A 23,210-nucleotide genomic window follows, 5' to 3' on the forward strand; every position below is an offset into this window, starting at 1 on the left:
CCGGCGAGGCTGTCGCCAACATGCCACCCACCGGCAGGGCTATTTGATGCGCTGCTTTTCCAGCTTCCGGGCGAGCGTGCGCCGGTGCATGCCGAGGCGACGCGCCGTTTCCGAGATGTTGAAGCCCGTCTCGGCCAGGGTCTCGTGGATTCGCTCCCACTCCAGCGTCTTGATCGAGGTGGTGCGCTCGGTCAACTCGACCTCGGCATCGCCCTGCTTGCGCTCGAAGGCGGCTTCGATGTCATCGGTATTGGCCGGCTTGGCGAGGTAGTGGCGCGCCCCGAGCTTGATGGCCTCGACCGCCGTGGCGATGCTCGCGTAGCCGGTGAGCACCACGATGACGGTGGTGGGGTCATGCTCGTGCAGCACCTGCACGCAGGCGAGCCCCGAAGCCCCCCCGGCGAGCCGCAGGTCGACCACGGCGAACTCAGGCGTCGCTTCAGCGAGCAGCGCACGCATGTCGTCGAGGCTGGTCGCGCGCAGCACCTGGTAGCCGCGCCGCTCGAACGAGCGCACGAGGGTGCGCGCGAAAGCATCGTCGTCTTCGACGATCAAGAGCAGCGGGTCGGGCACGTTGTCTTCAGTGCTCATGGCGGGGATTCTCGGCGGCCGGGGCCAAGGCCGCGAGCGGCAGACGGATCTCCACTTCGGCGCCGCCCTCGGGTCGGTTGCGTGCGCCCATGCGCCCGCCCAGCGAGCGGGCCACGTTCACCGACAGGAAGAGCCCGAGCCCGCCCCCCGCGCGCCCCTTGCTCGACTGATAGGGCTTGCCGAAGCGCTCGATCATGCCGGGCGCAAAGCCGGGGCCTTCGTCCTGCACACGCAAGATCAGCTCCTCGTGCTCGCACTGTGCGATCAGCCGAGGCGCCGCATGCGGGGCCGCTTCGAAGGCGTTGTCGAGCACGTTGTCGATCATCTGGCGCAGCGCAAAGTCCGAGATCATCGGCAGGTCGGGCACGTCGACGCGCTCGTGGTGCAGGCCTTCGGCGGCGCGTGTGCGGCGCCAGTGCGAGACGAGGTCGTCGAGGAAGGCATGCAGCGTGGTCTGCACCGGCGCCTCGCCACGCGCCTCGCCGGCCGACATCAGGATGCCACTCACGATGGTCTTGCAGCGCTGGATCTGGATCTGCATCTCCTCGATCTCTTCGCGCAGCTCGGGCTCGGCGGCAAACGGCGCCATGCGCGACCAGTCGCCGAGGATGACCGACAGCGTGGCGAGCGGCGTGCCCAGCTCGTGCGCCGCGCCCGAGGCGAGCAGCCCCATGCGCACGATGTGCTCTTCTTCGGCGGCACGCTGGCGCAGGTCGGCCAGGCGCGCATCACGCCGCCGCAGGTTGCGCTCGATGCGCACGATGAAGAGCACGAGCAGCCCCGCGTTCAGCAGGAAGCACAGCAGCAGGCCGCCGATGTAGGGCGCCGACAGGGCCGCGGCATCGAGCCCGGTGAGCTTGAGCGGGTGATACCACTGCGTGAGCGCGACGAAACACCCGCTCGAGACGCCGACGATGGTCCACGCATAACTCGGCCGCAGCATCACCGAGGCCACGGCCACCTGCAGCAGGTACAGGAAGATGAACGGGTTGGTGACGCCGCCCGCGCAGTACAGCTGGGCGCTGAGGATGGACACATCGACCAGCAGACCGCCGAGCAACTCGGTGTCGCTCACCCTTGGGGCGGTGCGGCTGCGCAGCCAGCACGCGAGGTTGAAGATGGAGAGCGCGCCCAGGAGCGAGAGCATCTCCGGCAGCGGCAGCGTGATGCCGAGCACGAAATGCACCACCAGGATGGTGGCGAGCTGGCCCGCCACCGCGAGCCAGCGCAGCTGGATGAGCTGCAGGAGGTTGTTGCGGCCCGCGAGTTTCTCGGGGGCCTGCCCGGTGTCCAGCGCCGGCGGGGGGTGTGACGCTTCAGGCACCCTGCTGCGCGGCGGCACGGCGGCGCGAGGCGCGGATTTCCGCCACCGCCGCAAAGGCGATCGCGGCCGCCACCATGCCCGCGAGCACGAACCACGTCAGTGCATACATCAGGTGATTGTTGCTGAAGTGCAGCACGGTGAGGCCCGGGCGCGGCCAGTCGAGCGGCGCATCGTTGGCGGCGGCCACGTCGACGAAATACGGCGCGACCGACTTCGCGTCGCCCACGCCGCGCGCGGCCGCGATGGCCGCCACGTCGCGCGAGTACCAGCGGTTGGCGACGGCGTCGTTGTCCTGCAGCACCCGCCCGCCCGGCTCCGACATGCGCAGCAGACCCTCGACCGACTGCAGCGCATCGCCCGTGGCGACGGGCCGGGTGGCCGGGTCGCGCTTGTCGGGCGGCACGAAGCCGCGGTTGACCAGCACGACGAAGCCCTGCTCGGTGCGCATCGGCGTGAGCACCCAGTAGCCGCTGCCGAGCGCCGTCATCGCCTGCACCAGCGTCTCCTGCTCGTGGGCATAACGGCCACGCAGCGTCACGCGGCGGTACTCGGCGCTGGACTCGTTCAAACCCGCCCATTCGGCCGGGCCGGGCGCGGGCACGGGAGCGGCCTTCACGCGCTGGTCGACGCGCTCGATCAGCTCGGTCTTCCAGTTGAGGCGGTTGACCTGCCACATGCCGAGGGCCACGAAGCCGGCCAGCGCGAAGAGGCCGGTGAGCAGCAGCACGACCCAGAGCACCGGGCGGGCCGACGCGGTGCTGGCGTCGAAGTCTTCGTTGTCGTCGGCGCTGTTGTCGACGGCGGGGGTCTGGAGGGAAGTGGTCGTCATGGCATGTTCCGCATGTCGTGCACCGGCATCATGTTGGTGTTCAGGTGGTACATCACCCAGATCGAACCGGCCAGCATGATGAGCACCAGCGCGCCCGTGAAGATCAGCGCGAGCATCGACCAGCCGCCTTCGATCTTCGAGTTCATGTGCAGGAAATAGACCATGTGCACCACGATCTGCACCGCCGCGAAACCGAGAATTACTGCGGCCGTGAGGCCGGGCGTCGGCAGCACCTTGCCCATCACCAGCCAGAACGGGATGGCGGTGAGCACCACCGCCAGCAGGAAGCCGATCACGTAGCCTTTGACGCTGAAGTGGTAGCCGCCGTCGTGATCGTCGTGGCCATGCGGCTCGCTGTGACCGGGGTCGTGCGCGCCGTGCGCGAGTTCAGCATGTGCGCCGCTCATTGCATCACTCCCATCAGATAGACGAAGGTGAAGACGCCGATCCAGACGACGTCGAGGAAGTGCCAGAACATCGACAGGCACATCAGCCGGCGCTGGTTCTCGGCGATGAGGCCGTGCTTGCTCACCTGCACCATCAGCGTCACGAGCCAGATGCAGCCGAAGGTGACGTGCAGGCCGTGCGTGCCGACCAGCGTGAAGAACGACGACAGGAAGGCACTGCGCTGAGGGCCGGCGCCTTCGTGGATGAGGTGCGCGAACTCGTACAGCTCGATACCGAGGAAGCCCAGGCCCAGCAGGCCGGTGATCGCGAGCCAGCCCAGCACCTGCCGCTTGCGCTTGTTCTGCGCGCCGATCATGGCGAAGCCGTAGGTGATGGACGACAGCAACAGCAGGCCGGTGTTGATGGCGACGAGGTTCAGGTCGAACAGGTCGGCGCCCGACGGGCCCGCCGCATAGGAGCGGCCCAGCACGGCGTAGGTGGCGAAGAGCACGGCGAAGATGAGGCAGTCGCTCATCAGGTACAGCCAGAAGCCCAGCAGCGTGCCCTGCTGCGGGTGGTGGTCGCCGTTGTCGTAGAAGACCGGCGGCGCGTCGTTCAAGACGGCGGAGGGGCCGCCGGGGGTCGCCATCGCAGGTTGCAGGATCGTCATGGTGTTCAAGCCCTCGCTGCCTGGAGCGCGAGCGTGCGCTGGTCTTCGCTGCGCGTCACTTCATCGGCGGGGATGTAGTAGTCGCGCTTGTAGTTGAAGGTGTGGAAGATCGTCGCGCCGATGGTGGCGGCGAACAGCAGCGCGGCCGGGATCCACATGTGCCAGATGAGCGCGAAGCCGAGCGCGGTCGACAGGCCCGCGATCACGACGCCGGCCGCGGTGTTGGCCGGCATGTGGATGGGCTTGAAGCCGCTCGTCGGGCGCTGCGCACCGCGGCGCTTCATGTCGTGCCAGGCGTCGTTGTCGTGCACGACCGGGGTGAACGCGAAGTTGTAGGCCGGCGGCGGCGAGGAGGTCGACCATTCCAGCGTGCGGCCGTCCCACGGGTCGCCGGTCACGTCGCGCAGCTGGTCGCGGCGCATGTAGCTCACCACCAGCTGGATCAGGAAGGCGGCGATGCCGAGCGCGATCAGCACGGCGCCGAAGGCGGCCACGATGAACCAGATCTGCAGCGACGGGTCGTCGAAGTGGCTCATGCGGCGCGTCACGCCCATCAGGCCCAGCACGTACAGCGGCATGAAGGCGAAGAAGAAGCCGATCTGCCAAAACCAGAAGGAGCACTTGCCCCAGAACGGGTCGAGCTTGTAGCCGAAGGCCTTGGGGAACCAGAACACGATGCCGGCGAAGAGGCCAAACAGCACGCCGCCGATGATCACGTTGTGGAAGTGCGCGATCAGGAAGAGGCTGTTGTGCAGCACGAAGTCGGCCGGCGGCACCGCCAGCAGCACGCCCGTCATGCCGCCGATCACGAAGGTGACCATGAAGCCCACCGTCCACAGCATCGGCACGTCGAACTGGATGCGGCCGCGGTACATGGTGAAGAGCCAGTTGAAGATCTTCGCGCCCGTGGGGATCGAGATGATCATCGTCGTGATGCCGAAGAACGAGTTCACGCTCGCGCCCGAGCCCATCGTGAAGAAGTGGTGCAGCCACACGAGGTACGACAGGATGGTGATCACGACGGTCGCGTAGACCATCGACGCGTAGCCGAAGAGGCGCTTGCGGCTGAAGGTCGACACCACTTCAGAAAAGATGCCGAAGCAAGGCAGGATCAGGATGTAGACCTCGGGGTGGCCCCAGATCCAGATCAGGTTCACGTACATCATGGCGTTGCCGCCGAGGTCGTTCGTGAAGAAGTTCGTGCCGACGTAGCGGTCGAGCGAGAGCAGCGCCAGCACCGCCGTCAGCACCGGGAACGCGGCGACGATCAGGATGTTGGTGCAAAGCGAGGTCCAGGTGAACACCGGCATCTTCATCATCGACATGCCGGGGGCGCGCATCTTGATGATGGTGGCGATGAGGTTGATGCCGGAGAGCGTCGTTCCGACCCCGGCCACCTGCAGCGACCACAGGTAGTAATCGACCCCCACCCCCGGGCTCTGCAGGATGCCCGACAGCGGCGGATACGCGAGCCAGCCGGTGCGCGCGAACTCACCGACGAAGAGGGAGGCCATGGTCAGCATGGCGCCGCCGGCGGTCATCCAGAAGCTGAAGTTGTTGAGGAAGGGGAAGGCCACGTCGCGCGCGCCGATCTGCAGCGGCACCACGTAGTTCATGAAGCCGGTGACGAGCGGCATCGCCACGAAGAAGATCATGATCACGCCGTGGGCGGTGAAGATCTGGTCGTAGTGGTGCGGCGGCAGGTAGCCGAGGTTGTCGCCGAAGGCGATCGATTGCTGCAGCCGCATCATCAGCGCGTCGGCAAAGCCGCGCAGCAGCATCACCAGGCCCAGCACGATGTACATGATGCCGATCTTCTTGTGGTCGATGCTGGTGAACCAGTCGCGCCACAGCGGGCCCCACACGCGGTAGCGCGTCATGAGGGTGAGCACCACGGAACCGCCCAGCACCACCATCGCGAAGGTGGCCCAGATGATCGGGTCGTGCGGGATCGCGTCGGGCCCGAGGCGGCCGAAGACGAGTGTTTGCAGGTCGAGGGAAGCGGAAGACATTTCAGGCTCTCAGCGGCGGGCCACGGCCGATTGGCTGTCTGCCAGGAGCGGCGAGCCGGTCGGGTTGTCGGGGGTGCACAGGGCGGTGGCGACGTAGGGGCGCTCCGTGTCGCGCCAGGGCTTGCGCTCGAGGTAGGCGAGGCCTTGTTTGCCCATGCCGCCTGCGGCGTCGATGGCCATCATCTCGTTCATGCACATCTTGGCGGCGTCGACGCAGCGGTTGAGCACGGCGTCGAAGAGCTTGGGGTCGACACGCCCATAGCGGCGTACCGGCTCACGCGCACTCGGCTGCTCGAGCGTCATGTAGACGGCGCGGGTGAGCTCGTCTTTCGAGGCCTTGTGGCTTTCGACCCAGCGCGCGAAGCCGGCATCCGACAGGCCGTGGAACTTGAAGCGCATGTGCGAGAAGCCGTCGCCGCTGAAGTTGGCCGAGAAGCCGTCGTACACGCCGGCGCGGTTGATCACGGCGTGCAGCTTGGTTTCCATGCCGGGCATGGCGTAGATCTGGCCGGCGAGCGCCGGCACGTAGAAGGAGTTCATCACCGTCGACGAGGTGATGCGGAACTGGATCGGCCGGTCGACCGGCGCGGCGAGCTCGTTGACGGTGGCGATGCCCTGCTCCGGGTAGACGAAGAGCCACTTCCAGTCGAGCGCCACGACCTGCACCACCAGCGGCTTGGTCTTGGGATCCACCGGGCGCTGCGCGTCGATGCGCTGCAGCGGGCGCCACGGGTCGAGCTTGTGGGTGCTGATCCAGGTGAGCGCGCCCAGGGCGATGATGATCAAGAGCGGTGCGCCCCAGATCACGAGCTCCAGCTTGGTGGAGTGGTCCCACTCGGGGTCGTAGGTGGCCTCGGTGTTGGTCTCGCGGTAGCGCCACGCGAAGACGAGCGTGAGCACGATCACCGGCACGATGATCAGCAGCATCAGCACGGTGGACGAGACGATCAGGTCGGCTTGCTGCGAGGCGATGTCGCCCGAGGGGTTCATCACCACGGTGTCGCAGCCGGCCAGCAGGGCCGCGGGCGCGAGCCCGCCGAGGCCACGGCCCCAGCGAGGCAAGCGGTTAGTGAAGGAAGGCACAGGGGTCGAGGTCACGGTGTCGAAGGGGCTCGAGGGGCGCAGGGGAAACCACACTTGCGCGTGATGCTGCAATGTAGGCAGATTGACCCAGATCAACCATTGGACAATTTGTCCCACCCCTTCGGCGAGAGGTACACCTCTGCCCACGGGGTCTTCGCTGGCGTATCCTCGTCCGCACCTCTGTCCAGCCGTCGCCCCGCTTTTGCCAGTGAACCCGATGTCGAGCACCGCCCACCCCGCCCCCCCTGCCCTGTCTGCCCGCCGCACGAGCAGCATCCACCACGCCCCGGGCAGCTCGCAGCACGAGCGAGTGGCGCCGGGCGACATCGCCGTCGGCGTGGTCATCGGCCGGGCCTCCGAATACTTCGACTTCTTCGTCTATGGCATCGCCTCGGCGCTGGTGTTCCCGGCGGTGTTCTTCCCCTTCGCCGGCCGTCTGGAGGGCATCCTCTACGCGTTTGCGCTCTTTGCCTTCGCGTTCGTGGTGCGCCCCATCGGCACGCTGGCCGGCATGGCGATCCAGCGCCGCTTCGGCCGCAGCACCAAGCTGACGATCGCGCTCTTCCTGCTCGGCACCTCGACGGTGAGCATGGCGCTCCTGCCGGGCTACAGCACCTGGGGCGAACTGTCGATCGTGCTGCTGGCCGTCTGCCGCATCGGCCAGGGTCTGGCGATGGGCGCCTCGTGGGACGGCCTGCCCTCGCTGCTGGCACTCAACGCCCCCAAGCACCGCCGCGGCTGGTACGCGATGCTCGCGCAGCTGGGTGCGCCGCTTGGCTTCCTGATCGCCTGCAGCCTCTTCGCCTACCTGTGGAAGAACCTCGACGCGGCCGACTTCCTCACCTGGGGCTGGCGTTACCCGTTCTACGCCGCCTTCGCGATCAACGTGGTGGCGCTCTTCGCCCGCCTGCGGCTCGTCGTCACGCACGAATACGAGCGCGACCTGCACGCCCGCGAACTCGAGCCCTGCAACGAAGGCGAGCTCTTCCGCAAGCAGGGTCGGCACATCGTGATCGGCGCGTTTGCGGCGCTGGCGAGCTATGCGCTCTTCCACATCGTGACGGTGTTCCCGCTGTCGTGGATCCTGCTGTATTCCGACCAGGTGACGGGCGAATTCCTTGCGGTGCAGATCGTCGGCGCCGTGCTGGCCGCGGCCGCGATGCCCGTGTCGGGCCTGATCGCCGACCGCATCGGCCGCCGCCGCACGCTCGCGCTGCTGGCGGTGCTGATCGCCGTGTTCAGCCTCTTCGCACCGCTGCTGCTCGATGGCGGCACGCTGGGGCAAGACCTCTTCATCCTCGTCGGCTTCGTGCTGATGGGCCTGTCGTATGGCCAGGCGGCCGGCACGGTGACGGCCAACTTCGCGTCGAAGTTCCGCTACACCGGCGCGGCGCTCACGTCCGACTTCGCCTGGCTGATCGGCGCCGCCTTTGCGCCGCTGGTGGCGCTCGGCCTGTCGGCCCGCTTCGGGCTGATCGCGCTCACCGTCTACCTGCTGTCGGGCTGCGTGTGCACGCTGCTCGCGCTGCGCGCCAGCCGCTCGCTGGCGGCGCGCGGCTGAGGTCGCTTCAGCCCGAGACCGGGCGCAGCGGCACCACGCGCCGCGCCCGAGGTGCCACCGGCTCTTCCGTCGCGCTCACACGGGCGCGCAGCTGGCCACAACCGCCGTCCACGTCCTGCCCCGCCGAGTGGCGCAGCTTGGTCAGCACGCCACGCTGGTGCAGGCGGCGCGCGATGGCCGCGGCCTTTTCCCATGAAGGCCGCTGGTAGGGCAAGCCGTCGATCTGGTTGTACGGGATCATGTTCATCACCGCGTACTTGCCCTTGAGCAGGCGCACGATGCCATCGAGTTCGTCGTCACCGTCGTTGATGCCGTCGAGCAGCGTCCACTGGTACTGGATGGGGTAGTGCGTGAGGCGGGCGTAGCGCTCGCCCTCCTCCACCAGCTCGGCCGGGTCGATGCGCGGTGCGCGCGGCAGCAGTTCGGCGCGCAGCGCAGCCTTCGTGGAATGCAAGGACAGCGCGAGCGCCGGCTTCACGGTCTGCAGCGGCAGTAGCTCGAAGACACGCGGGTCGCCGACGGTCGAGAACACCAGCTCCTTGTGGCCGATGTTGCCGCCCGTGCCGAGGAGATCGATGGCTTCGAGCACGTTGTCGAGGTTGTGGGCCGGCTCGCCCATGCCCATGAAGACGACCTTCTTCACCACGCGGCGGGTGCGGGCGAGCGCCACCTGCGCCACGATCTCGGCGCTGCCGAGCTGGCGCAAGAGGCCGCTCTGACCGGTCATGCAGAAGACACAGCCGACGGCGCAGCCGACTTGCGTGGAGACGCACAGGCCGTCGCGCGGCAGCAGCACGCTCTCGACCGTCTGGCCATCGGCCAGCTCGACCAGCAGGCGCGACGAGCCGTCTTCGCCGATGTGCTCGGCACGCAGGCGTGCGAGACCGCGCAACTCGGCATCGAGCGCCGGCAAGGCCTCGCGCACGCGCTGCGGCATGAAGTCTTCCAGCCGGCGCTTGCCGCTGTCTTGCGGCTGTGCCTGCGACCACAGCCGAAGCACACGCGCGGTGTGCTTCGGGCCGGCCCCGAGGGCGGCAAGTCGTTGGCGGATGTCGGCGAGGCGCATGAGGCGATTGTCGCCGCGCCGAGCCGCGCCAGCTCAGAAGTGGATGCCCCTCATCATCTGCTGCATTGCAATCGCCTCTGGCGACAGCGTCGGCTTGCCGCTCTTGTCGCCCTTGGCCGCCGAGCTGTCGGGGAACATGCGGAAGCTGGTGTTCATCACGATCTGCGCCACCCGCGGCAGCAGCGCGTGCAGCACCTCGCCGGTGATGCCCAGCCGCGTGGCGATGCGCACCGGCTTGTCGACACACGCCTCGGCGATCATGTCCGCTGCCTCTTCAGGCGCGAGCGTCGGCACGTTGTTGTAGATCTTGGTCGGCGCGATCATCGGCGTGCGCACCAGCGGCATGTTGATCGTCGTGAAGGTGATGCCGGTGTCGGCATACTCGCTCGACGCGCAGCGCGTCCACGCATCGAGCGCCGCCTTGCTGGCCACATAGGCCGAGAAGCGCGGCGCATTCGTCAGCACCCCGATCGAGCTGATGTTGACGATGTGTCCCTTGCGCTTGGCCACCATGCCCGGCAGCAGGCCCATGGTCACGCGCAGGCAGCCGAAGTAGTTGAGCTGCATCGTGCGCTCGAAATCGTGGAAGCGGTCGTAGCTGCTCTCGATGGCGCGGCGGATCGAGCGGCCGGCGTTGTTGATGAGGAAGTCGACACCCCCGTAGGTGTCGGTCAACCAGGTGATGAGCCCGGCGCAGCTGGCCTCGTCGGCGATATCGGCGGAATAGGTCGCCACGTTGGCGCCCTTGCCGGCGGCGGCCATGATTTCCTTCTTCGCCTCGGCGAGCTTCGCTTCGTCGCGCGCACAGATCACCGTGATGGCGCCCGCCTCGGCGAACTTGATCGCCGCCGCGAGCCCGATGCCCGACGACCCCCCCGTCACCAGCACCACCTTGCCGCCCACCGTGCCACGCAGGCTGCGGTCGACGAAAAGCGCCGGGTCGAGGTGGCGCTCCCAGTAGTCCCACAGGCGCCAGGCGTAGTCGGGCAGCTTCGGGCAGGCGATGCCGCTGCCCTTGAGCGCCGCAGTGGTATCGCGGCAGTCGAAGCGCGTGGGGTAGTTGACGAAGGTGAGGATGTCTTCCGGCAGGCCCAGGTCCTTCATCACCGCGTGGCGCACGCGGCGCACCGGCGCCAGGGCCATCATGCCCTTCTTGATGCTCTTGGGGATGAAGCCGAGCAGCGCCGCGTTGATGAAAAGGTTCATCTTCGGCGCGTGAGCCGCCTTGCTGAAGACGTCGAGCACGTCGCCCACGCGGTAGCCTTCGGGGTCGACCAGATGGAAGCACTTCTTGTTGAGCTCGGTCTTCTGGTGGCTGATGTGGTCGAGCGCGCTGACCACGAAGTCGACCGGCACGATGTTGATGCGCCCGCCCTCCAAGCCGATGCTGGGCAGCCACGGGGGCAGCAGCTGGCGCATGCGCTGGATGAGTTTGAAGAAGTAGTACGGCCCGTCGACCTTGTCCATCTCGCCGGTCTGCGAATCGCCCACCACCAGCGCCGGGCGGTAGACCGTCCAGGGCACCTTGCTCTCGGTGCGCACGATCTTCTCGCTCTCGTGCTTGGTCATGAAGTACGGGTGATCGAGGTTCTCGGCCTCGTCGAACATGTCTTCGCGAAACACGCCTTCGTAGAGGCCCGCGGCGGCGATGCTGCTCACGTGGTGCAGGTGGCCGGCGTCGATGGCCTTCGCGAACTCGACGAGGTTGCGCGTGCCTTCCACGTTCACGTGCACCTGCGACTCTTCGTCGGCCTTGAGGTCGTACACCGCGGCCAGGTGGTAGACGTGGTCGATGTGGCCCTTGAGCTTCTTGATCGCCTCGGCCGAGACGCCGAGCTTCTTGGCCGTCAGGTCGCCATAGACCGGCACCGCACGACGCGCGTCGACGCCCCAGTACTCCAGCAGTGCCGGCAGCTTGCCCTCGCTCCCCTCGCGCAGCAGAAAGTGCACGGTCGCACCGCGACGCTGCAGCAAGGTCTTGACGAGGCGTTTGCCGATGAAGCCGGTGGCTCCGGTCACGAAATACTGCATGCGTTCCTCCTGTGGATGACGGGCGCATTCTTCTCCAAAGGCAAGGGCGTGCCCTGCGAAGTTTCCCGAGCCCTTGGGGGCTCTCACTAGAGAAAGCGGGTGCGATGTAGCGCCGTCGCTCCTATAGTGACGCCTCGTGCCGCGACGGCGCACCGTCTTTCATCCACCACTCACAGGAACGAGACCATGGTCAAGAAACTCAAGCAGATGGCCGACAAGAAGGCCGCGTCGCCCGCAAGCCTGCTCGACAGCCAGTTCGCCGCCACGGTGAAGGACTCGGCCCAGCAGATCTGGCTCGCCGGCCTGGGCGCGTTCTCCAAGGCTCAGGAAGAAGGCGGCAAGGTCTTCGAAGCGCTGGTGAAGGAAGGTGTCACGCTGCAGAAGAAGACCCAGAGCGTGGCCGAAGGCAAGCTCAACGAGATGGCCAACAAGATGACCGGCATGGCCGGCGAAGTGAGCAGCAAGGCTGGCCAGCATTGGGACAAGCTGGAGTCGATCTTCGAGGAACGCACTGCGAAGGCGCTGGCCAAGCTGGGCGTGCCGAGCGCGAAGGACGTGGCCGCCCTCCACAAGCGCATCGACGAGTTGAGCGCGCAGCTGGGCAAGGCCGGCAAGGCTTCGGCGCCGCGCGCGGCCACGGCCAAGACGGCCGCCAAGACCCCCGCCAAGCCGGCTGCCAAGAAGGCCGCCCGCAAGACCGCCTGAGCGTTTTGCGCGACCCATGAAAAAAGGGCGCCTCGGCGCCCTTTTGCATTCCCGCGCAGCCCGTCAGCGGCTGCCGGTGAGCGAGGTTTCCCAGCGCGCCTGGGCGTCCATGAAGACAGAGACGCTGGCTTCGTTCACCTGCATGCGGCTGTTGTCGAAATCGGTCGACTGCTTCGGCGCCTGCGCACCCCGCGGCACGTCGAAGCGGCCCGGCTTCGCCATCGCGGCCTTGATCTGCGCGCGCAGGGCGGCGATGCCCGCCTCGGACCAATCCGACACCAGCATCTCGAGTTGCGACAAGGCCTTGCCGAGCACCTCGGCCGGCACGTCTTCCAGGGCATGCAGCCCGCCGTGCCCGAGTGCCTGCTCGACCACGCTCAGGTGTGCGAGCACCGACCGTGAGGCGCCGTGCCGGTCGAGCACGACCTTCAGCGCCTTCAGCATGTGCGCCACGTTCGTGGCGCCCTTGCCACCACTCCTGCTGCCCTTGGCGCTGGGGCGCGAGCCGGCCTTGCCGAGCACCTGGTTCAGGCTGGGCGGGGCGGCCTCAGGCTTCTTGAACAGGCTCTTGAGCCGGTCAAACCAGTTGATGCGCCTGGCGCGAGGCTGTGGGGACTTGCTGGGCATGGGCACCTCGCGGTCGGGACGACGATCGTTTCATCGTGCCATGCACCACCCGCGATGCCGCACCGCCATCTGCGCGAAGCGTCGACTTTCTGACAAATTGCCAAGCGCCGAACCCTCGGCCAAGGCCACAAGCGTTTAGCCGCCGTACTGCCCCGGCCACATCCACAGCAGCACCACCGTCATCACGAGGTAGCGGCCGAACTTGCCGATGGCCATGTAGAGCACGCACGGCCAGAAGGGCAGCCGCATCCAGCCGGCCACGCCGCACAGCGGGTCGCCGAGGACGGGCAGCCATGACATCAGGCACGCCCGGGGGCCGAACTGGCGCAGCCACGTGAGCACTCGCGCCTCGTGCGGCGCGTGATGTGCCACCTTTTCGTAGGCACGCTCCGCGCCATAGCCCATCCAGTAGGTGACGATGCCGCCGAGCGTGTTGCCGGCCGTGGCCACCAGCACCGCGGGCCAGAAGAGTTCGGGGTTGAGCTTGATGAGGCCGAACACCGCGGGTTCGGACCCCAGCGGCAGCAGCGTCGCCGAGATGAAGGCGACGACGAAGACGGTGCTCAGCCCGTACTGGGGGAGCGCCAGAAGCGCCATCAAGGAGTCGATCCACGCCTGCATTGCGGGCCATTATCCGCACGCAGTTTTGTGCACAAGACCTGTAGGTTTCAGGGCTTATACTCTGCCTCCTTTTTGAGCAGCCCGGCCGCTTCTTCACCTCTTCTCCACCATGCAGATCGGCCACATTTCGCTCGCGAACAATCTGTTCGCCGCCCCGATGGCGGGGGTGACCGACAGGCCCTTCCGCCAACTGTGCAAACGGCTGGGCGCGGGCTATGCGGTGAGCGAGATGGTGACCTCGCGCCGCGACCTCTGGCAAAGCCTTAAGACCACGCGCCGCGCCAACCATGAGGGCGAGGTGGCGCCCATCGCGGTGCAGATCGCCGGCACCGAGCCGCAGATGATGGCCGAGGCCGCTGCCTACAACATCGACCGCGGCGCCCAGATCATCGACATCAACATGGGCTGCCCGGCCAAGAAGGTGTGCACCAAGTGGGCCGGCTCCGCGCTGATGCAGGACGAGCCGCTCGCCACCGCCATCATCGACGCGGTGGTCGCCGCGTGCGCACCGCGCAACGTGCCCGTCACGCTCAAGATGCGCACCGGCTGGTGCCAGGCCGAGCGCAACGCGGTGCGCCTGGCACGTGCGGCCGAATCGGCCGGCATTGCGATGGTCACGGTGCACGGCCGCACGCGCGAGCAAGGCTACGGCGGCCACGCCGAGTACGACACCATTGCGGCGGTGAAAGCCGCGCTGAACATCCCGGTGGTCGCCAACGGCGACATTGACAGCCCCGAGAAAGCGCGCGAGGTGCTCGCCGCCACCCACGCCGACGCGGTCATGGTCGGCCGCGCGGCGCAGGGCCGGCCGTGGATCTTCCGCGAGATCGCGCACTTCCTCGAGACCGGCGAGCACCTGCCCGCACCCGAGGTGCTGCAGGCCAAGCAATGGCTGCTCGAGCACCTGCACGAGCACTACGCGCTCTACGGCGAATACACCGGCGTGCGCACCGCGCGCAAGCACATCGGCTGGGCCGTGCGCGCCCTGCCCGGCGGCGTGGATTTCCGCGCCGTCATGAACACGCTCGAGACCTGCGACAGCCAGGTCCGGGCGGTGAGCGACTGGTTTGACCAACTGGCCGACACCCATCACCGGCTGCCCGCCATCCGCGTGGCCGCCAACGACGACCTCATCGAACAACAAGCATGAGCAAAAAACACATCGAGGAGTGCATCCGGGACAGCCTGGAGGCTTACTTCAAGGACCTGCGCGGCGTGGAACCCGCCGCCATGTACGACATGATCCTCAAGGTGGTCGAAAAACCGCTGCTCGACGTGGTGATGAAACACGCCGACGGCAACCAGAGCCGCGCCGCCGAATGGCTGGGCATCAACCGCAACACGCTGCGGCGCAAGCTGCTCGACCACAAGCTCGTTAAATAAAAGAGAACGTTCTCATGCAAGCCCTGATTTCTGTTTCCGACAAGACCGGTGTGCTCGACTTCGCACGCGAGCTGAACGCACTCGGCGTGAAGCTGCTTTCGACCGGCGGTACCGCCAAGCTGCTGGCCGACGCCGGCCTGCCCGTGACCGAGGTGGCCGACCACACCGGCTTCCCCGAGATGCTCGACGGCCGCGTGAAGACGCTGCACCCCACCATCCACGGCGGCCTGCTGGCCCGCCGCGATCTGCCCGAGCACGTGGCGGCGATCCAGAAGCACAACATCGCGCCGATCGACATCCTCTGCGTCAATCTCTACCCCTTCGAAGCGACCGTCGCCAAGCCCGGCTGCACGCTCGAAGACGCGATCGAGAACATTGACATCGGCGGCCCGGCAATGGTGCGCAGCGCCGCGAAGAACTGGAAAGACGTGGCGGTGCTGACCGATGCCTCGCAATACGCCCAGGTGATTGCCGAGCTGAAGGCGAACAAGGCCGTGAGCAAGGAGACGAAGTTCGCGCTGTCGGTGGCTGCCTTCAACCGCATCTCGAACTACGACGCCGCGATCAGCGACTACCTCTCGTCGCTGCAGGCCGATGGCTCGCGCACCGAGTACCCCGCACAGAGCAACGGCCGCTTCGTGAAGCTGCAGGACCTGCGCTACGGCGAGAACCCGCACCAGACCGCCGCCTACTACCGTGACCTGCACCCGGCCCCGGGTTCGCTCGTCACCGGCAAGCAACTGCAAGGCAAGGAGCTCTCGTACAACAACATCGCCGATGCCGACGCGGCATGGGAATGCGTGAAGAGCTTCGACACGCCTGCCTGCGTGATCGTCAAGCACGCCAACCCTTGCGGCGTGGCCCTCGGCGCCAACGCGGCCGAGGCCTATGCCAAGGCCTTGAAGACCGACCCGACCTCCGCCTTCGGCGGCATCATCGCCTTCAACACGGAGGTGGATGCGACGACCGCCGAGCACGCCACCAAGTTGTTCATGGAAGTGCTGATCGCCCCGTCGTTCACGAGCGACGCCCTGGCCATCTTCGCCGCCAAGAAGAACGTGCGCGTGCTGCAGATCGCACTGCCCAAGGGCGGCGCCACCGCGTGGGAACAGGGCCGCAACGCGCAGGACGTGAAGCGCATCGGTTCCGGTCTCCTGATCCAGAGCGCCGACAACCACGAGCTCAAGCTTTCCGACCTGAAGGTCGTCACCAAGACCAAGCCCACGAAGCAGCAGCTCGAAGACATGCTCTTCGCCTGGACGGTGGCCAAGTACGTGAAGAGCAACGCCATCGTCTTCTGCGCCGGCGGCATGACGCTCGGCGTGGGCGCGGGCCAGATGAGCCGGCTCGACTCGGCGCGCATCGCCGGCATCAAGGCCGAAGCCGCGGGCCTGTCGCTCAAGGGTTCGGCGGTCGCAAGCGATGCCTTCTTCCCGTTCCGCGACACGCTGGACGAGCTGGTGAAGGCGGGCGCGACGAGCGTGATCCACCCCGGCGGCAGCGTGCGTGACGAAGAAGTGATCGGCGCGGCCAACGAGCATGGCATCGCGATGGTGCTGACGGGCGTCCGTCACTTCCGGCATTGATGTTGGCCCCCCAGTCGCTGCGCTCCTGCCCCCAAGGGGCGCCGTCGGGCTTGGGGCGGCCCGGCGCCCGACAGTTTCCGCATCGGGAGATGCTGTGACGCTGCCCGAACTGGCAGGCCTGATCCTCGCCTTCCTCGCCCGTCTCATCACGGGCGCGCAGGGCCACTGGTACGGCAGCCCGCCCAAGGCCGAGCAGCGCATCTATTTCGCCAACCACCAGAGCCACTTCGACTGGGTGCTGATCTGGGCCTCGCTGCCGCGCGACCTGCGGGCCGTCACCCGGCCCATCGCCGCCCGCGACTACTGGACTTCGTCACCGCTCAAGCACTGGATCACCCGCGAGATCTTCAACGCGGTGTACGTGAGCCGCGTGCGCACCGCCGATGAAGACCCGCTGGAGCCGCTCGTGGAAGCGCTCAAGAGCGGTGACTCGCTCGTCATCTTTCCCGAGGGCACGCGCGGCAACAAAGGCGAGCCGCAGGCCTTCAAGGCGGGCCTCTTTCACCTGGCCGAGCAGTTCCCCGAGGTGCAGCTGATCCCCACCTGGATCGACAACGTGCACCGCGTGATGCCCAAGGGCGAAGTGGTGCCGGTGCCCATCCTGTGCTCGGTGACCTTCGGGGCGCCGATCCAGCTGCAGCCTGGCGAGGAGAAGCGCGCCTTCCTGGCACGGGCGCGTGACGCGGTGATTGCCCTGTCGAAGGTGGCCGCATGAGGGAAGTCGGCCACTGGCTGCAGAGCCTGACGATCTCGCAGCAGATCGGCCTGCTGTTCGTGCTGATCTTCGGCGTGCTGTCCTTCGTCACCGCCGCGGCGTTCATGAAATCGTTGCAGGCCACGCCCGAGAAGCAGGAAGCCACCGATGCGATGTGGTGGGACCTGCGGGCGCTGTGGATCGGCACGGTGCTCTTCTGGATCTCCTGGGCCACCGGCGCTTTCGTGTCGACCCTGCTCTTCGCCATCGTCTCGTTTCTGGCGCTGCGCGAGTTCATCACGCTCACCCACACCCGCCGCGGCGACCACCGCGCGCTGTTGATGGCCTTCTTCTTCGTGCTGCCGGTGCAGTACTGGCTGGCGGGCGGCCGCTACTTCGATCTCTTCAGCGTCTTCATCCCGGTCTATGCCTTCGCGGCGCTGCCCATCCTTGCGGTGTTCGGCAACGACGCGACGCGCTTTCTCGAGCGCACCGCCAAGATCCAGTGGGGCACGATGGTCTGCGTGTACGGCATGAGCCACGCGCCCGCGCTGCTGCTGCTCGAGTTCCCGAACTACGAAGACCGCGGCGCCTTCCTCGTGCTCTACCTGGTGGTGGTCGTGGTCACGGCGCAGATTGCGCAGCACGCCGTCAAGCGGCGCATCCGCACGCTGCCGGCCGCACGCCACATCAGCCGCACCTTCTCGTGGCGGGCCTGGGCGCTCGGGGCCCTGGCCGCCGGGCTGGTCGGTGGCATGTTGTTCTGGATCACGCCCTTCAAGGCGCCTCAGGCCATCTTCATCGGCTTCGTGGCCGGCGGTTGCGGCACGCTGGGCGAGCTGGTGATGCAGGCGCTCAAGCGCGACGCCGGCGTGCGGCATTGGGGCGGCCGCGCCACGGTGACGGGGGCGGTCGGACTGCTCGACCGTGTGGCGCCGCTCTGTTTCGCTGCCCCAGTGTTCTTCCACTCCCTGCGCTGGTATTTCGGCGCATGATGACAGCCCCCCAGTCGCTACTCGCTCCTGCCCCCAAGGGACGCCGTTCCGGCTTGGGGCGTCCCGGCGCCGGAACTTGACATGCGAATCCTCGGCATCGACCCCGCCCTGCGCACCACCGGCTTCGGTGTGATCGACGTCGAGGGCAGCACGCTGCACTACGTGGCCAGCGGCACCATCAAGACCGACGCTGCGGCCCTGGGCGACCTGCCGGGCCGCCTGAAGATCATCTACGACGGGGTGCGCGAGGTGGCGGCGCGCTACGAGCCGACCTGCGCCTCGATCGAGATCGTGTTCGTCAACGTCAACCCGCAGAGCACGCTGCTGCTGGGGCAGGCGCGCGGCGCGGCGATCACCGGGCTCGTGTCTTCCAACATCGACGTGGCCGAGTACACCGCCCTTCAGATGAAGAAAGCCATCGTCGGGGCCGGCCATGCGCGCAAGGAGCAGATCCAGGAGATGGTCAAGCGCCTCCTGAAGCTGCCCGGCCTGCCCGGCAAGGACGCGGCCGATGCACTCGGCCTCGCGGTGTGCCATGCGCATGCGGCGCGATCGTTCGCCGCCATCGAGAAGAGCACGGCGCGCACGCGCAGCACCAAGGCCCAGTTCAAGGGCGGGCGCAGCTACTGAGCGTCAGCGTTGCTTGAACGCGGGCTTGCGCTTGGCGACGAACGCGTCCATGCCTTCCTTCTGATCCTCTGTCGCGAAGAGCGAGTGGAAGACACGCCGCTCGAAGGTCACGCCTTCCGACAGCGGCGATTCGTAGGCGCGGTTCACGCACTCCTTGGCCATCATCACGCTCGGGCCACTGAATTCGCAGATGTTTTGCGCCGCGGCGAAAGCCACGTCGAGCAGCTCGGCGGCGGGCACCACGCGTGACACGAGCCCGGCACGCTCGGCTTCGGCGGCGTCCATCATTCGGCCGGTGAGCACGAGGTCCATCGCCTTGGCCTTGCCCACGGCGCGCGGCAGGCGCTGGGTGCCCCCAGCGCCGGGGATGATGCCGAGCTTGATCTCGGGCTGGCCGAACTTGGCGGTGTCGGCGGCGATGACGATGTCGCACATCATCGCGAGCTCGCAGCCGCCACCGAGCGCGAAGCCGGCCACCGCGGCGATCACCGGCTTGCGAATGCTGCGGATCGTCTCCCAGTTGCGGGTGATGTAGTCGCTCTTGTAGACGTCCATGTAGCCCCACTTGGCCATCGCGCCGATGTCGGCGCCGGCCGCGAAGGCCTTCTCGCTGCCGGTGATGACGATGCAGCCCACGGTGTCGTCGGCATCGAAGGCCTTGAGCGCGGCACCCAGCTCGTCCATCAGAGTGTCGTTGAGCGCGTTGAGCTGCTTGGGGCGGTGCAGCGTGACGAGGCCGGTGCGCAGCGGGCCGTTGCCGCGGAGTTCGGTGAGGATGTTTTCGTAGGTCATGGTCGGGTTCGGGCGGGGGTGTCGGAGGCACCGAGTTCGGGGCGCCGGTCGAGCATCAGGTCGACGAAGTTCTCGGCGTCCTGGCGGATCACAAAGCGTATCGGCAAATGGCGCAGTTGCGGCGCAATCCAGAGTTCGGTGACGAGGTCACCGCCGGCGCGCGGCTCGCGGCGCGGCTTCAAGTGGTAGGAGGGCACTTCGCCGAACGGTGTGTAGAGCAACTCCTCCTCGACCACGTCGTACACCCACACCGACACGTTGCGCGGCATCGCGAGCAGCACCTCGACCGTGGCCCCCACCCGCAGCCGCTGCGGCTCGCGGTCGAAGAGGTAGGCAAGCTGCACGAACTGGCTGGCGGTGTCCTGCACACCCGGTGGGTGGTCGACGGGTGTGCCGTTGGCCAGCCATACGCGGCCACCTTCGAAGCGCAACGTCGCGCGGTAAGGGTCTCCGAACGCGAGCCGCGTCTCCTGCTCGTAGCGGCGCGGCAGCAGGCCGTCGGGCGTGATCTCGCCTTCGCTGCTCATGCGGCGCGTGGCCAGCGGCGCGAAGCTCGGACCGACCTGCACATCGAGATGCACCTGGTAGCGCGCGCCGGCGCGAATCCACTCCACCTGCGCCTGGCCCTGCACCTCGCCACGCACGTTGCCCGTGAGCACGTAGCGCAGGCGCGTGGACACGGGCCACTCGAAGGCGTCGGGGGCGCTGGCGGCCGGCTCCGGGGCCGACGCGGCGGCGGCCAGTCCCTGTGGCACTTCCGGCTCGGGCGCGGAGGCGGCTGGCTCGGGCTCCGGCACGGCCGGTGGTTCGGGCGCCGATGCTGCCGGCGCAGGTGACTCGGGTGCTGGAGCGCGCCGCTTCGCCAGGGCAGGCTTGGCGGCGGGCCGGGCCACGGGCGGCGTGAACGCCATCTCGCGCACGTAGGCCACCTCGATGCGCTGCATCGCGGGAGACGCGTTCTCAAACGCGATGAGCTGCTCGCCGATCCAGTCGGCCACGCCGACGTGGACCGAGATCACCAGCAGCACCAGCCCCAGCGCCGCCCACCTGCGGGGCGCGGCGAGCCAGCGTGTCAGGTGGTGAGCCATGCGCGCCGCAGCGCCATGGCAGCCGGCGGGGTCTTGTCGGCGCCAGCCAGGGTGAGCGAGACGGCGCCAGCTTCGGGTGCCGGCGGCAACGAGAGCGTGAGCGTGCGCAGGCGCTGGTCGCGCGAGACCAGCAATTGCATCGCACCGCGCTCGGGCAAGAGGCGCGGCAGCTCGTCGAGGCGACGCACACGCCAGCCGTCGACCCCCAGCACCTCGTCGCCAGCGGCGAGGCCCGCGGCTTCGCCGGCACCGGCGCGCAGCACGTGCGTCACCTTGATGCCGGTGAGCGCGCTCTCCGACACGCGCAGGCCCAGGCGCTGCGCGACGGTGGGCGCCTGCTGGCCCCACTCGACGGCGGCACGGGCGAGCTGAAGGCGCCACGGCGGGTCGTCGGTGCCATGCACCCAGGCCTGCAGTTCCTTCTCATACGAACGGCCACCCACCTCGGCCAGCGCGGCGGCGATGTCGCCCTCGCCCACCGGGCCGCCACCGCTGCGCTCCCACAGGAGTCGCATCACGTCGTCGAGCGAGCCGCGGCCTTCGTGGCGCAGCGTGAGGTCGAGCGCGAGCGCCACCAGCGAACCCTTGGTGTAGTAGCTGATGGTGCTGTTGGGAGTGTTCTCGTCGGCGCGGTAGTACTTCACCCAGGCGTCGAAGCTCGCCTGCGCCACGCTCTGCACGTGGCGGCCCGGCATGCCGAGCACACCGCTGAGCGTCTTGGCCACGAGCTTCAGGTAGCGCGGCTCGTCGATGAGCCCGGCACGCAGCAGCAGCAGGTCGTCGTAGTAGGAGGTGAAGCCTTCGAAGAACCACAGGAGTTCGGTGTAGTTCTCCTGCGTGTAGTCGTAGCGGGTGAACTCGCTCGGCCGCAGGCGCTTGACGTTCCAGGTGTGGAAGTACTCGTGGCTGATGAGGCCCAGCAGCGTGACGTAGCCGTCGGAGAGATCCTTCGCGTCGCGCCGGCTGCGCTGCGGCAGGTCGCGGCGCGCGGCGATGAGCGCGGTGCTGGCACGGTGCTCGAGGCCACCGTAGCCGTCGTCCACCGCGTTGAGCAGGAAGACGTATCGCTTCAGGAAGGTCTTCTTCTTGCCGTGCCAGAAGGCGATGACGGTTTCGCAGATGCGGCGGGCATCGGCCAGCAGCCGCTCGCCGTCGAAGTCGGGCAAAGCGCCGGCGACGACGAACTCGTGCGGCACACCGGCCGCCTTGAACTCGCCGCGCCAGAAGTCGCCGAGCTCGACCGGGTGGTCGACCAGCTCGTCGTAGTCGGCCGCTTCATAGGTGCCCTGGCCCCGCGCATCGACCTTGACGCTTGGCAAGGCGGTCGCTGCCTTCCAGCCCTTGGGCAATCCCTTGAGCTCCATGCGCTGCGGCTCGGCCTCGCGGCCGTGCACGCGCACGAAGACGCCGGTGCCGTTGAAGAACGCGCGCTGCGCGTCGAGGTAGGCCGCCCGCACCGAGGAATCGAAGGCGTAGACCTTGTAGGTGAGCGTGAGCGCTGCACGGCCGGTGCAGCGCGCGACCCAGGTCGCCTTGTCGATCTGCTGCAGCGGCACATCGCGATCACCTTGCCGCGCCGACATGCCCGACAGATGGCGCGCAAACTCGCGCACGAGGTAGCTGCCCGGGATCCACGCCGGCAGGCTCACCTGCTGCTCGGCGGCGGGCTGCGGAACGGTGACGGTGACGGCGAAGAGGTGGGCGTGCGCGTCGGCGATCTCGATGCGGTAGGTGACCATCGAGCGGCGATCAGTTGGTCGTCGCAGTCGGGGTGGTGGTCAGGCCGGGCTTGGTGGCCGCGGCGCTGGCCACCAGTTGCTTCTCGATCTGCTCGGCGCCGATCGCACCGGGGATGCGGGTGCCGTCGCTGAAGATGATAGCCGGCGTGCCGTTGATGCGGTACTTGCGCGAGAACTCGAGGTTGCGCTCCAGCGGCGTGGCGCACTGGCCGATGTTGCGCTGCGGCGCCTTGCCTTCGAGCATCCACGACAGCCAGGCCTTGGCCTGGTCTTTCGAGCACCAGATGGCTTCCGACTTCTGCGGCGAGTCGCCACCCAGCACCGGCAGCAGGAAGGTGTAGACGGTCACGTTCTTGATCTTCTGCAGATCCTGCTCGAACTTCTTGCAGTAGCCGCAGTTGGGGTCGGCGAAGACGGCCAACTTGCGGGCGCCGGTGCCGTTCTTCCAGACGATGGCGTCTTTCAGCGGCAGCTGCGCGAAGTCGATCGCGGTGAGCTTGTTGACACGCGCTTCGGTGAGGCTGGTGCGCGTCTTGGTGTCGATCAGGTTGCCCTGGAAGACGTGGTTGCCGTTCTCGTCGGCATAGACGATCTCGGTGCCGATGCGCACCTCGTAGATGCCGGGGATCGCCGTCTTGCTCACCTCGTCGATCGGGGGCAGGTTGGGCAGGCGCTCGGCGAGGTTCTTGCGGATGGCCGCTTCGTCGGCAAACGCCGCGTGCGACAACACCGTGCCGAGGGTGAGGGCAGCCACGGTGCGGGTGGCGCGGAAGACAAGGGAGGACAACATAGCGAA

At 67.6% G+C, this 23,210-nt stretch carries 23 protein-coding genes; 8 read left to right on the top strand and 15 right to left on the bottom strand.

The window, feature by feature from the left end; genetic code table 11:
- Positions 1–39: 39 nt before the first annotated feature.
- From RXV79_RS20925 to cyoA, 7 genes are read right to left on the bottom strand one after another with little or no spacing between them, the layout of a single operon-like run.
- Positions 40–591 (bottom strand): response regulator transcription factor, encoded by a 552-nt coding sequence (locus RXV79_RS20925; protein ID WP_316700038.1) that lies wholly within the window; start codon positions 589–591, stop codon positions 40–42.
- Positions 581–1,915: an ATP-binding protein gene (locus RXV79_RS20930; RefSeq protein WP_316700039.1), complete on the bottom strand. Its 1,335-nt coding sequence runs from the start codon at positions 1,913–1,915 to the stop codon at positions 581–583. Before RXV79_RS20930 ends, RXV79_RS20925 begins: the two co-directional genes overlap by 11 nt.
- Positions 1,908–2,744 carry an SURF1 family protein gene (locus tag RXV79_RS20935; protein WP_316700040.1) on the bottom strand — a complete coding sequence of 279 codons (837 nt, stop codon included), beginning with the start codon at positions 2,742–2,744 and terminating at the stop codon, positions 1,908–1,910. The genes RXV79_RS20930 and RXV79_RS20935 overlap by 8 nt, the downstream gene beginning before the upstream one ends.
- Entirely contained in the window at positions 2,741–3,151 is a 411-nt protein-coding gene (cyoD, locus tag RXV79_RS20940) for a cytochrome o ubiquinol oxidase subunit IV (protein WP_316700041.1), read from the bottom strand. Before cyoD ends, RXV79_RS20935 begins: the two co-directional genes overlap by 4 nt.
- The gene (cyoC, locus tag RXV79_RS20945; RefSeq protein WP_316704172.1) at positions 3,148–3,780 is read right to left on the bottom strand and encodes a cytochrome o ubiquinol oxidase subunit III; all 633 of its coding nucleotides are present in this window, start codon (positions 3,778–3,780) and stop codon (positions 3,148–3,150) included. The genes cyoD and cyoC overlap by 4 nt, the downstream gene beginning before the upstream one ends.
- Positions 3,781–3,806: 26 nt before the next feature.
- A complete protein-coding gene (gene cyoB, locus RXV79_RS20950; protein WP_316700042.1) occupies positions 3,807–5,813 on the bottom strand; it encodes a cytochrome o ubiquinol oxidase subunit I in 2,007 nt (668 codons plus the stop codon).
- 9 nt (positions 5,814–5,822) lie between these two features.
- Positions 5,823–6,803 carry a ubiquinol oxidase subunit II gene (cyoA, locus tag RXV79_RS20955; protein WP_413816707.1) on the bottom strand — a complete coding sequence of 327 codons (981 nt, stop codon included), beginning with the start codon at positions 6,801–6,803 and terminating at the stop codon, positions 5,823–5,825.
- Between the two features lie 310 nt (positions 6,804–7,113).
- Here cyoA and RXV79_RS20960 point away from each other — a divergent pair, with 310 nt between their 5' ends.
- Positions 7,114–8,457 (top strand): MFS transporter, encoded by a 1,344-nt coding sequence (locus RXV79_RS20960; protein ID WP_316700043.1) that lies wholly within the window; start codon positions 7,114–7,116, stop codon positions 8,455–8,457.
- Positions 8,458–8,464: 7 nt separating this feature from the next.
- On the opposite strand, the gene RXV79_RS20965 is transcribed toward RXV79_RS20960, so the two are convergent.
- Both RXV79_RS20965 and RXV79_RS20970 read right to left on the bottom strand, forming a co-directional pair.
- Complete coding sequence (locus RXV79_RS20965; RefSeq protein WP_316700044.1) at positions 8,465–9,523, bottom strand: RNA methyltransferase; 1,059 nt, start codon at positions 9,521–9,523, stop codon at positions 8,465–8,467.
- A 33-nt stretch (positions 9,524–9,556) separates the two neighbouring features.
- Entirely contained in the window at positions 9,557–11,554 is a 1,998-nt protein-coding gene (locus RXV79_RS20970) for an SDR family oxidoreductase (protein WP_316700045.1), read from the bottom strand.
- Positions 11,555–11,740: 186 nt separating this feature from the next.
- Between RXV79_RS20970 and RXV79_RS20975 the strand changes: the two genes are divergently transcribed.
- Complete coding sequence (locus RXV79_RS20975; protein ID WP_316700046.1) at positions 11,741–12,259, top strand: phasin family protein; 519 nt, start codon at positions 11,741–11,743, stop codon at positions 12,257–12,259.
- A gap of 63 nt (positions 12,260–12,322) precedes the next feature.
- On the opposite strand, the gene RXV79_RS20980 is transcribed toward RXV79_RS20975, so the two are convergent.
- Complete coding sequence (locus RXV79_RS20980) at positions 12,323–12,886, bottom strand: hypothetical protein (RefSeq protein ID WP_316700047.1); 564 nt, start codon at positions 12,884–12,886, stop codon at positions 12,323–12,325.
- A gap of 135 nt (positions 12,887–13,021) precedes the next feature.
- Positions 13,022–13,507 (bottom strand): YqaA family protein, encoded by a 486-nt coding sequence (locus RXV79_RS20985; protein WP_316700048.1) that lies wholly within the window; start codon positions 13,505–13,507, stop codon positions 13,022–13,024.
- Positions 13,508–13,616: 109 nt separating this feature from the next.
- On the opposite strand from RXV79_RS20985, the gene dusB reads away from it, so the two are divergent.
- The 6 genes from dusB (at position 13,617) to ruvC (ending at position 18,795) form a co-directional block, all read left to right on the top strand.
- Entirely contained in the window at positions 13,617–14,657 is a 1,041-nt protein-coding gene (gene dusB / locus RXV79_RS20990; RefSeq protein ID WP_316700049.1) for a tRNA dihydrouridine synthase DusB, read from the top strand.
- Positions 14,654–14,890 carry a Fis family transcriptional regulator gene (locus RXV79_RS20995; RefSeq protein WP_257825744.1) on the top strand — a complete coding sequence of 79 codons (237 nt, stop codon included), beginning with the start codon at positions 14,654–14,656 and terminating at the stop codon, positions 14,888–14,890. The genes dusB and RXV79_RS20995 overlap by 4 nt, the downstream gene beginning before the upstream one ends.
- 14 nt (positions 14,891–14,904) lie before the next feature.
- Positions 14,905–16,476 carry a bifunctional phosphoribosylaminoimidazolecarboxamide formyltransferase/IMP cyclohydrolase gene (purH, locus tag RXV79_RS21000; RefSeq protein ID WP_316700050.1) on the top strand — a complete coding sequence of 524 codons (1,572 nt, stop codon included), beginning with the start codon at positions 14,905–14,907 and terminating at the stop codon, positions 16,474–16,476.
- Positions 16,477–16,570: 94 nt separating this feature from the next.
- The gene (locus RXV79_RS21005) at positions 16,571–17,191 is read left to right on the top strand and encodes a lysophospholipid acyltransferase family protein (protein ID WP_316700051.1); all 621 of its coding nucleotides are present in this window, start codon (positions 16,571–16,573) and stop codon (positions 17,189–17,191) included.
- A complete protein-coding gene (locus RXV79_RS21010; RefSeq protein ID WP_316700052.1) occupies positions 17,188–18,165 on the top strand; it encodes a phosphatidate cytidylyltransferase in 978 nt (325 codons plus the stop codon). The genes RXV79_RS21005 and RXV79_RS21010 overlap by 4 nt, the downstream gene beginning before the upstream one ends.
- A gap of 81 nt (positions 18,166–18,246) precedes the next feature.
- Positions 18,247–18,795 (top strand): crossover junction endodeoxyribonuclease RuvC, encoded by a 549-nt coding sequence (gene ruvC, locus RXV79_RS21015; RefSeq protein ID WP_316700053.1) that lies wholly within the window; start codon positions 18,247–18,249, stop codon positions 18,793–18,795.
- A gap of 3 nt (positions 18,796–18,798) precedes the next feature.
- Here the strand turns inward: ruvC and RXV79_RS21020 are convergent, their stop codons facing one another.
- The 4 genes from RXV79_RS21020 to RXV79_RS21035 are packed head-to-tail and all read right to left on the bottom strand — an operon-like array spanning position 18,799 to position 23,204.
- Positions 18,799–19,587, bottom strand: a complete 789-nt coding sequence (locus tag RXV79_RS21020; protein ID WP_316700054.1) for an enoyl-CoA hydratase — start codon at positions 19,585–19,587, stop codon at positions 18,799–18,801.
- Entirely contained in the window at positions 19,584–20,675 is a 1,092-nt protein-coding gene (locus RXV79_RS21025) for a DUF3108 domain-containing protein (protein ID WP_316700055.1), read from the bottom strand. Before RXV79_RS21025 ends, RXV79_RS21020 begins: the two co-directional genes overlap by 4 nt.
- Entirely contained in the window at positions 20,660–22,414 is a 1,755-nt protein-coding gene (locus RXV79_RS21030; protein WP_316700056.1) for a M61 family metallopeptidase, read from the bottom strand. Before RXV79_RS21030 ends, RXV79_RS21025 begins: the two co-directional genes overlap by 16 nt.
- Positions 22,415–22,424: 10 nt before the next feature.
- Positions 22,425–23,204, bottom strand: a complete 780-nt coding sequence (locus RXV79_RS21035) for a DsbC family protein (RefSeq protein ID WP_316700057.1) — start codon at positions 23,202–23,204, stop codon at positions 22,425–22,427.
- Between the last annotated feature and the right edge of the window lie 6 nt (positions 23,205–23,210).

This window comes from Piscinibacter gummiphilus, assembly GCF_032681285.1.
GTDB classification, from domain to species: domain Bacteria; phylum Pseudomonadota; class Gammaproteobacteria; order Burkholderiales; family Burkholderiaceae_C; genus Rhizobacter; species Rhizobacter gummiphilus_A.

Bases quoted from the DNA above. Each gene is read 5' to 3' on its own strand.
- RXV79_RS20925 (WP_316700038.1), bottom strand. From the start codon at position 591: ATGAGCACTGAAGACAACGTGCCCGACCCGCTGCTCTTGATCGTCGAA.
- RXV79_RS20935 (WP_316700040.1), bottom strand. From the start codon at position 2,744: ATGACGACCACTTCCCTCCAGACCCCCGCCGTCGACAACAGCGCCGAC.
- cyoD (WP_316700041.1), bottom strand. From the start codon at position 3,151: ATGAGCGGCGCACATGCTGAACTCGCGCACGGCGCGCACGACCCCGGT.
- cyoC (WP_316704172.1), bottom strand. From the start codon at position 3,780: ATGGCGACCCCCGGCGGCCCCTCCGCCGTCTTGAACGACGCGCCGCCG.
- cyoB (WP_316700042.1), bottom strand. From the start codon at position 5,813: ATGTCTTCCGCTTCCCTCGACCTGCAAACACTCGTCTTCGGCCGCCTC.
- cyoA (WP_413816707.1), bottom strand. From the start codon at position 6,803: ATGAACCCCTCGGGCGACATCGCCTCGCAGCAAGCCGACCTGATCGTC.
- RXV79_RS20960 (WP_316700043.1), top strand. From the start codon at position 7,114: ATGTCGAGCACCGCCCACCCCGCCCCCCCTGCCCTGTCTGCCCGCCGC.
- RXV79_RS20965 (WP_316700044.1), bottom strand. From the start codon at position 9,523: ATGCGCCTCGCCGACATCCGCCAACGACTTGCCGCCCTCGGGGCCGGC.
- RXV79_RS20970 (WP_316700045.1), bottom strand. From the start codon at position 11,554: ATGCAGTATTTCGTGACCGGAGCCACCGGCTTCATCGGCAAACGCCTC.
- RXV79_RS20975 (WP_316700046.1), top strand. From the start codon at position 11,741: ATGGTCAAGAAACTCAAGCAGATGGCCGACAAGAAGGCCGCGTCGCCC.
- RXV79_RS20980 (WP_316700047.1), bottom strand. From the start codon at position 12,886: ATGCCCAGCAAGTCCCCACAGCCTCGCGCCAGGCGCATCAACTGGTTT.
- RXV79_RS20985 (WP_316700048.1), bottom strand. From the start codon at position 13,507: ATGCAGGCGTGGATCGACTCCTTGATGGCGCTTCTGGCGCTCCCCCAG.
- dusB (WP_316700049.1), top strand. From the start codon at position 13,617: ATGCAGATCGGCCACATTTCGCTCGCGAACAATCTGTTCGCCGCCCCG.
- RXV79_RS20995 (WP_257825744.1), top strand. From the start codon at position 14,654: ATGAGCAAAAAACACATCGAGGAGTGCATCCGGGACAGCCTGGAGGCT.
- purH (WP_316700050.1), top strand. From the start codon at position 14,905: ATGCAAGCCCTGATTTCTGTTTCCGACAAGACCGGTGTGCTCGACTTC.
- RXV79_RS21010 (WP_316700052.1), top strand. From the start codon at position 17,188: ATGAGGGAAGTCGGCCACTGGCTGCAGAGCCTGACGATCTCGCAGCAG.
- ruvC (WP_316700053.1), top strand. From the start codon at position 18,247: ATGCGAATCCTCGGCATCGACCCCGCCCTGCGCACCACCGGCTTCGGT.
- RXV79_RS21020 (WP_316700054.1), bottom strand. From the start codon at position 19,587: ATGACCTACGAAAACATCCTCACCGAACTCCGCGGCAACGGCCCGCTG.
- RXV79_RS21025 (WP_316700055.1), bottom strand. From the start codon at position 20,675: ATGGCTCACCACCTGACACGCTGGCTCGCCGCGCCCCGCAGGTGGGCG.
- RXV79_RS21030 (WP_316700056.1), bottom strand. From the start codon at position 22,414: ATGGTCACCTACCGCATCGAGATCGCCGACGCGCACGCCCACCTCTTC.
- RXV79_RS21035 (WP_316700057.1), bottom strand. From the start codon at position 23,204: ATGTTGTCCTCCCTTGTCTTCCGCGCCACCCGCACCGTGGCTGCCCTC.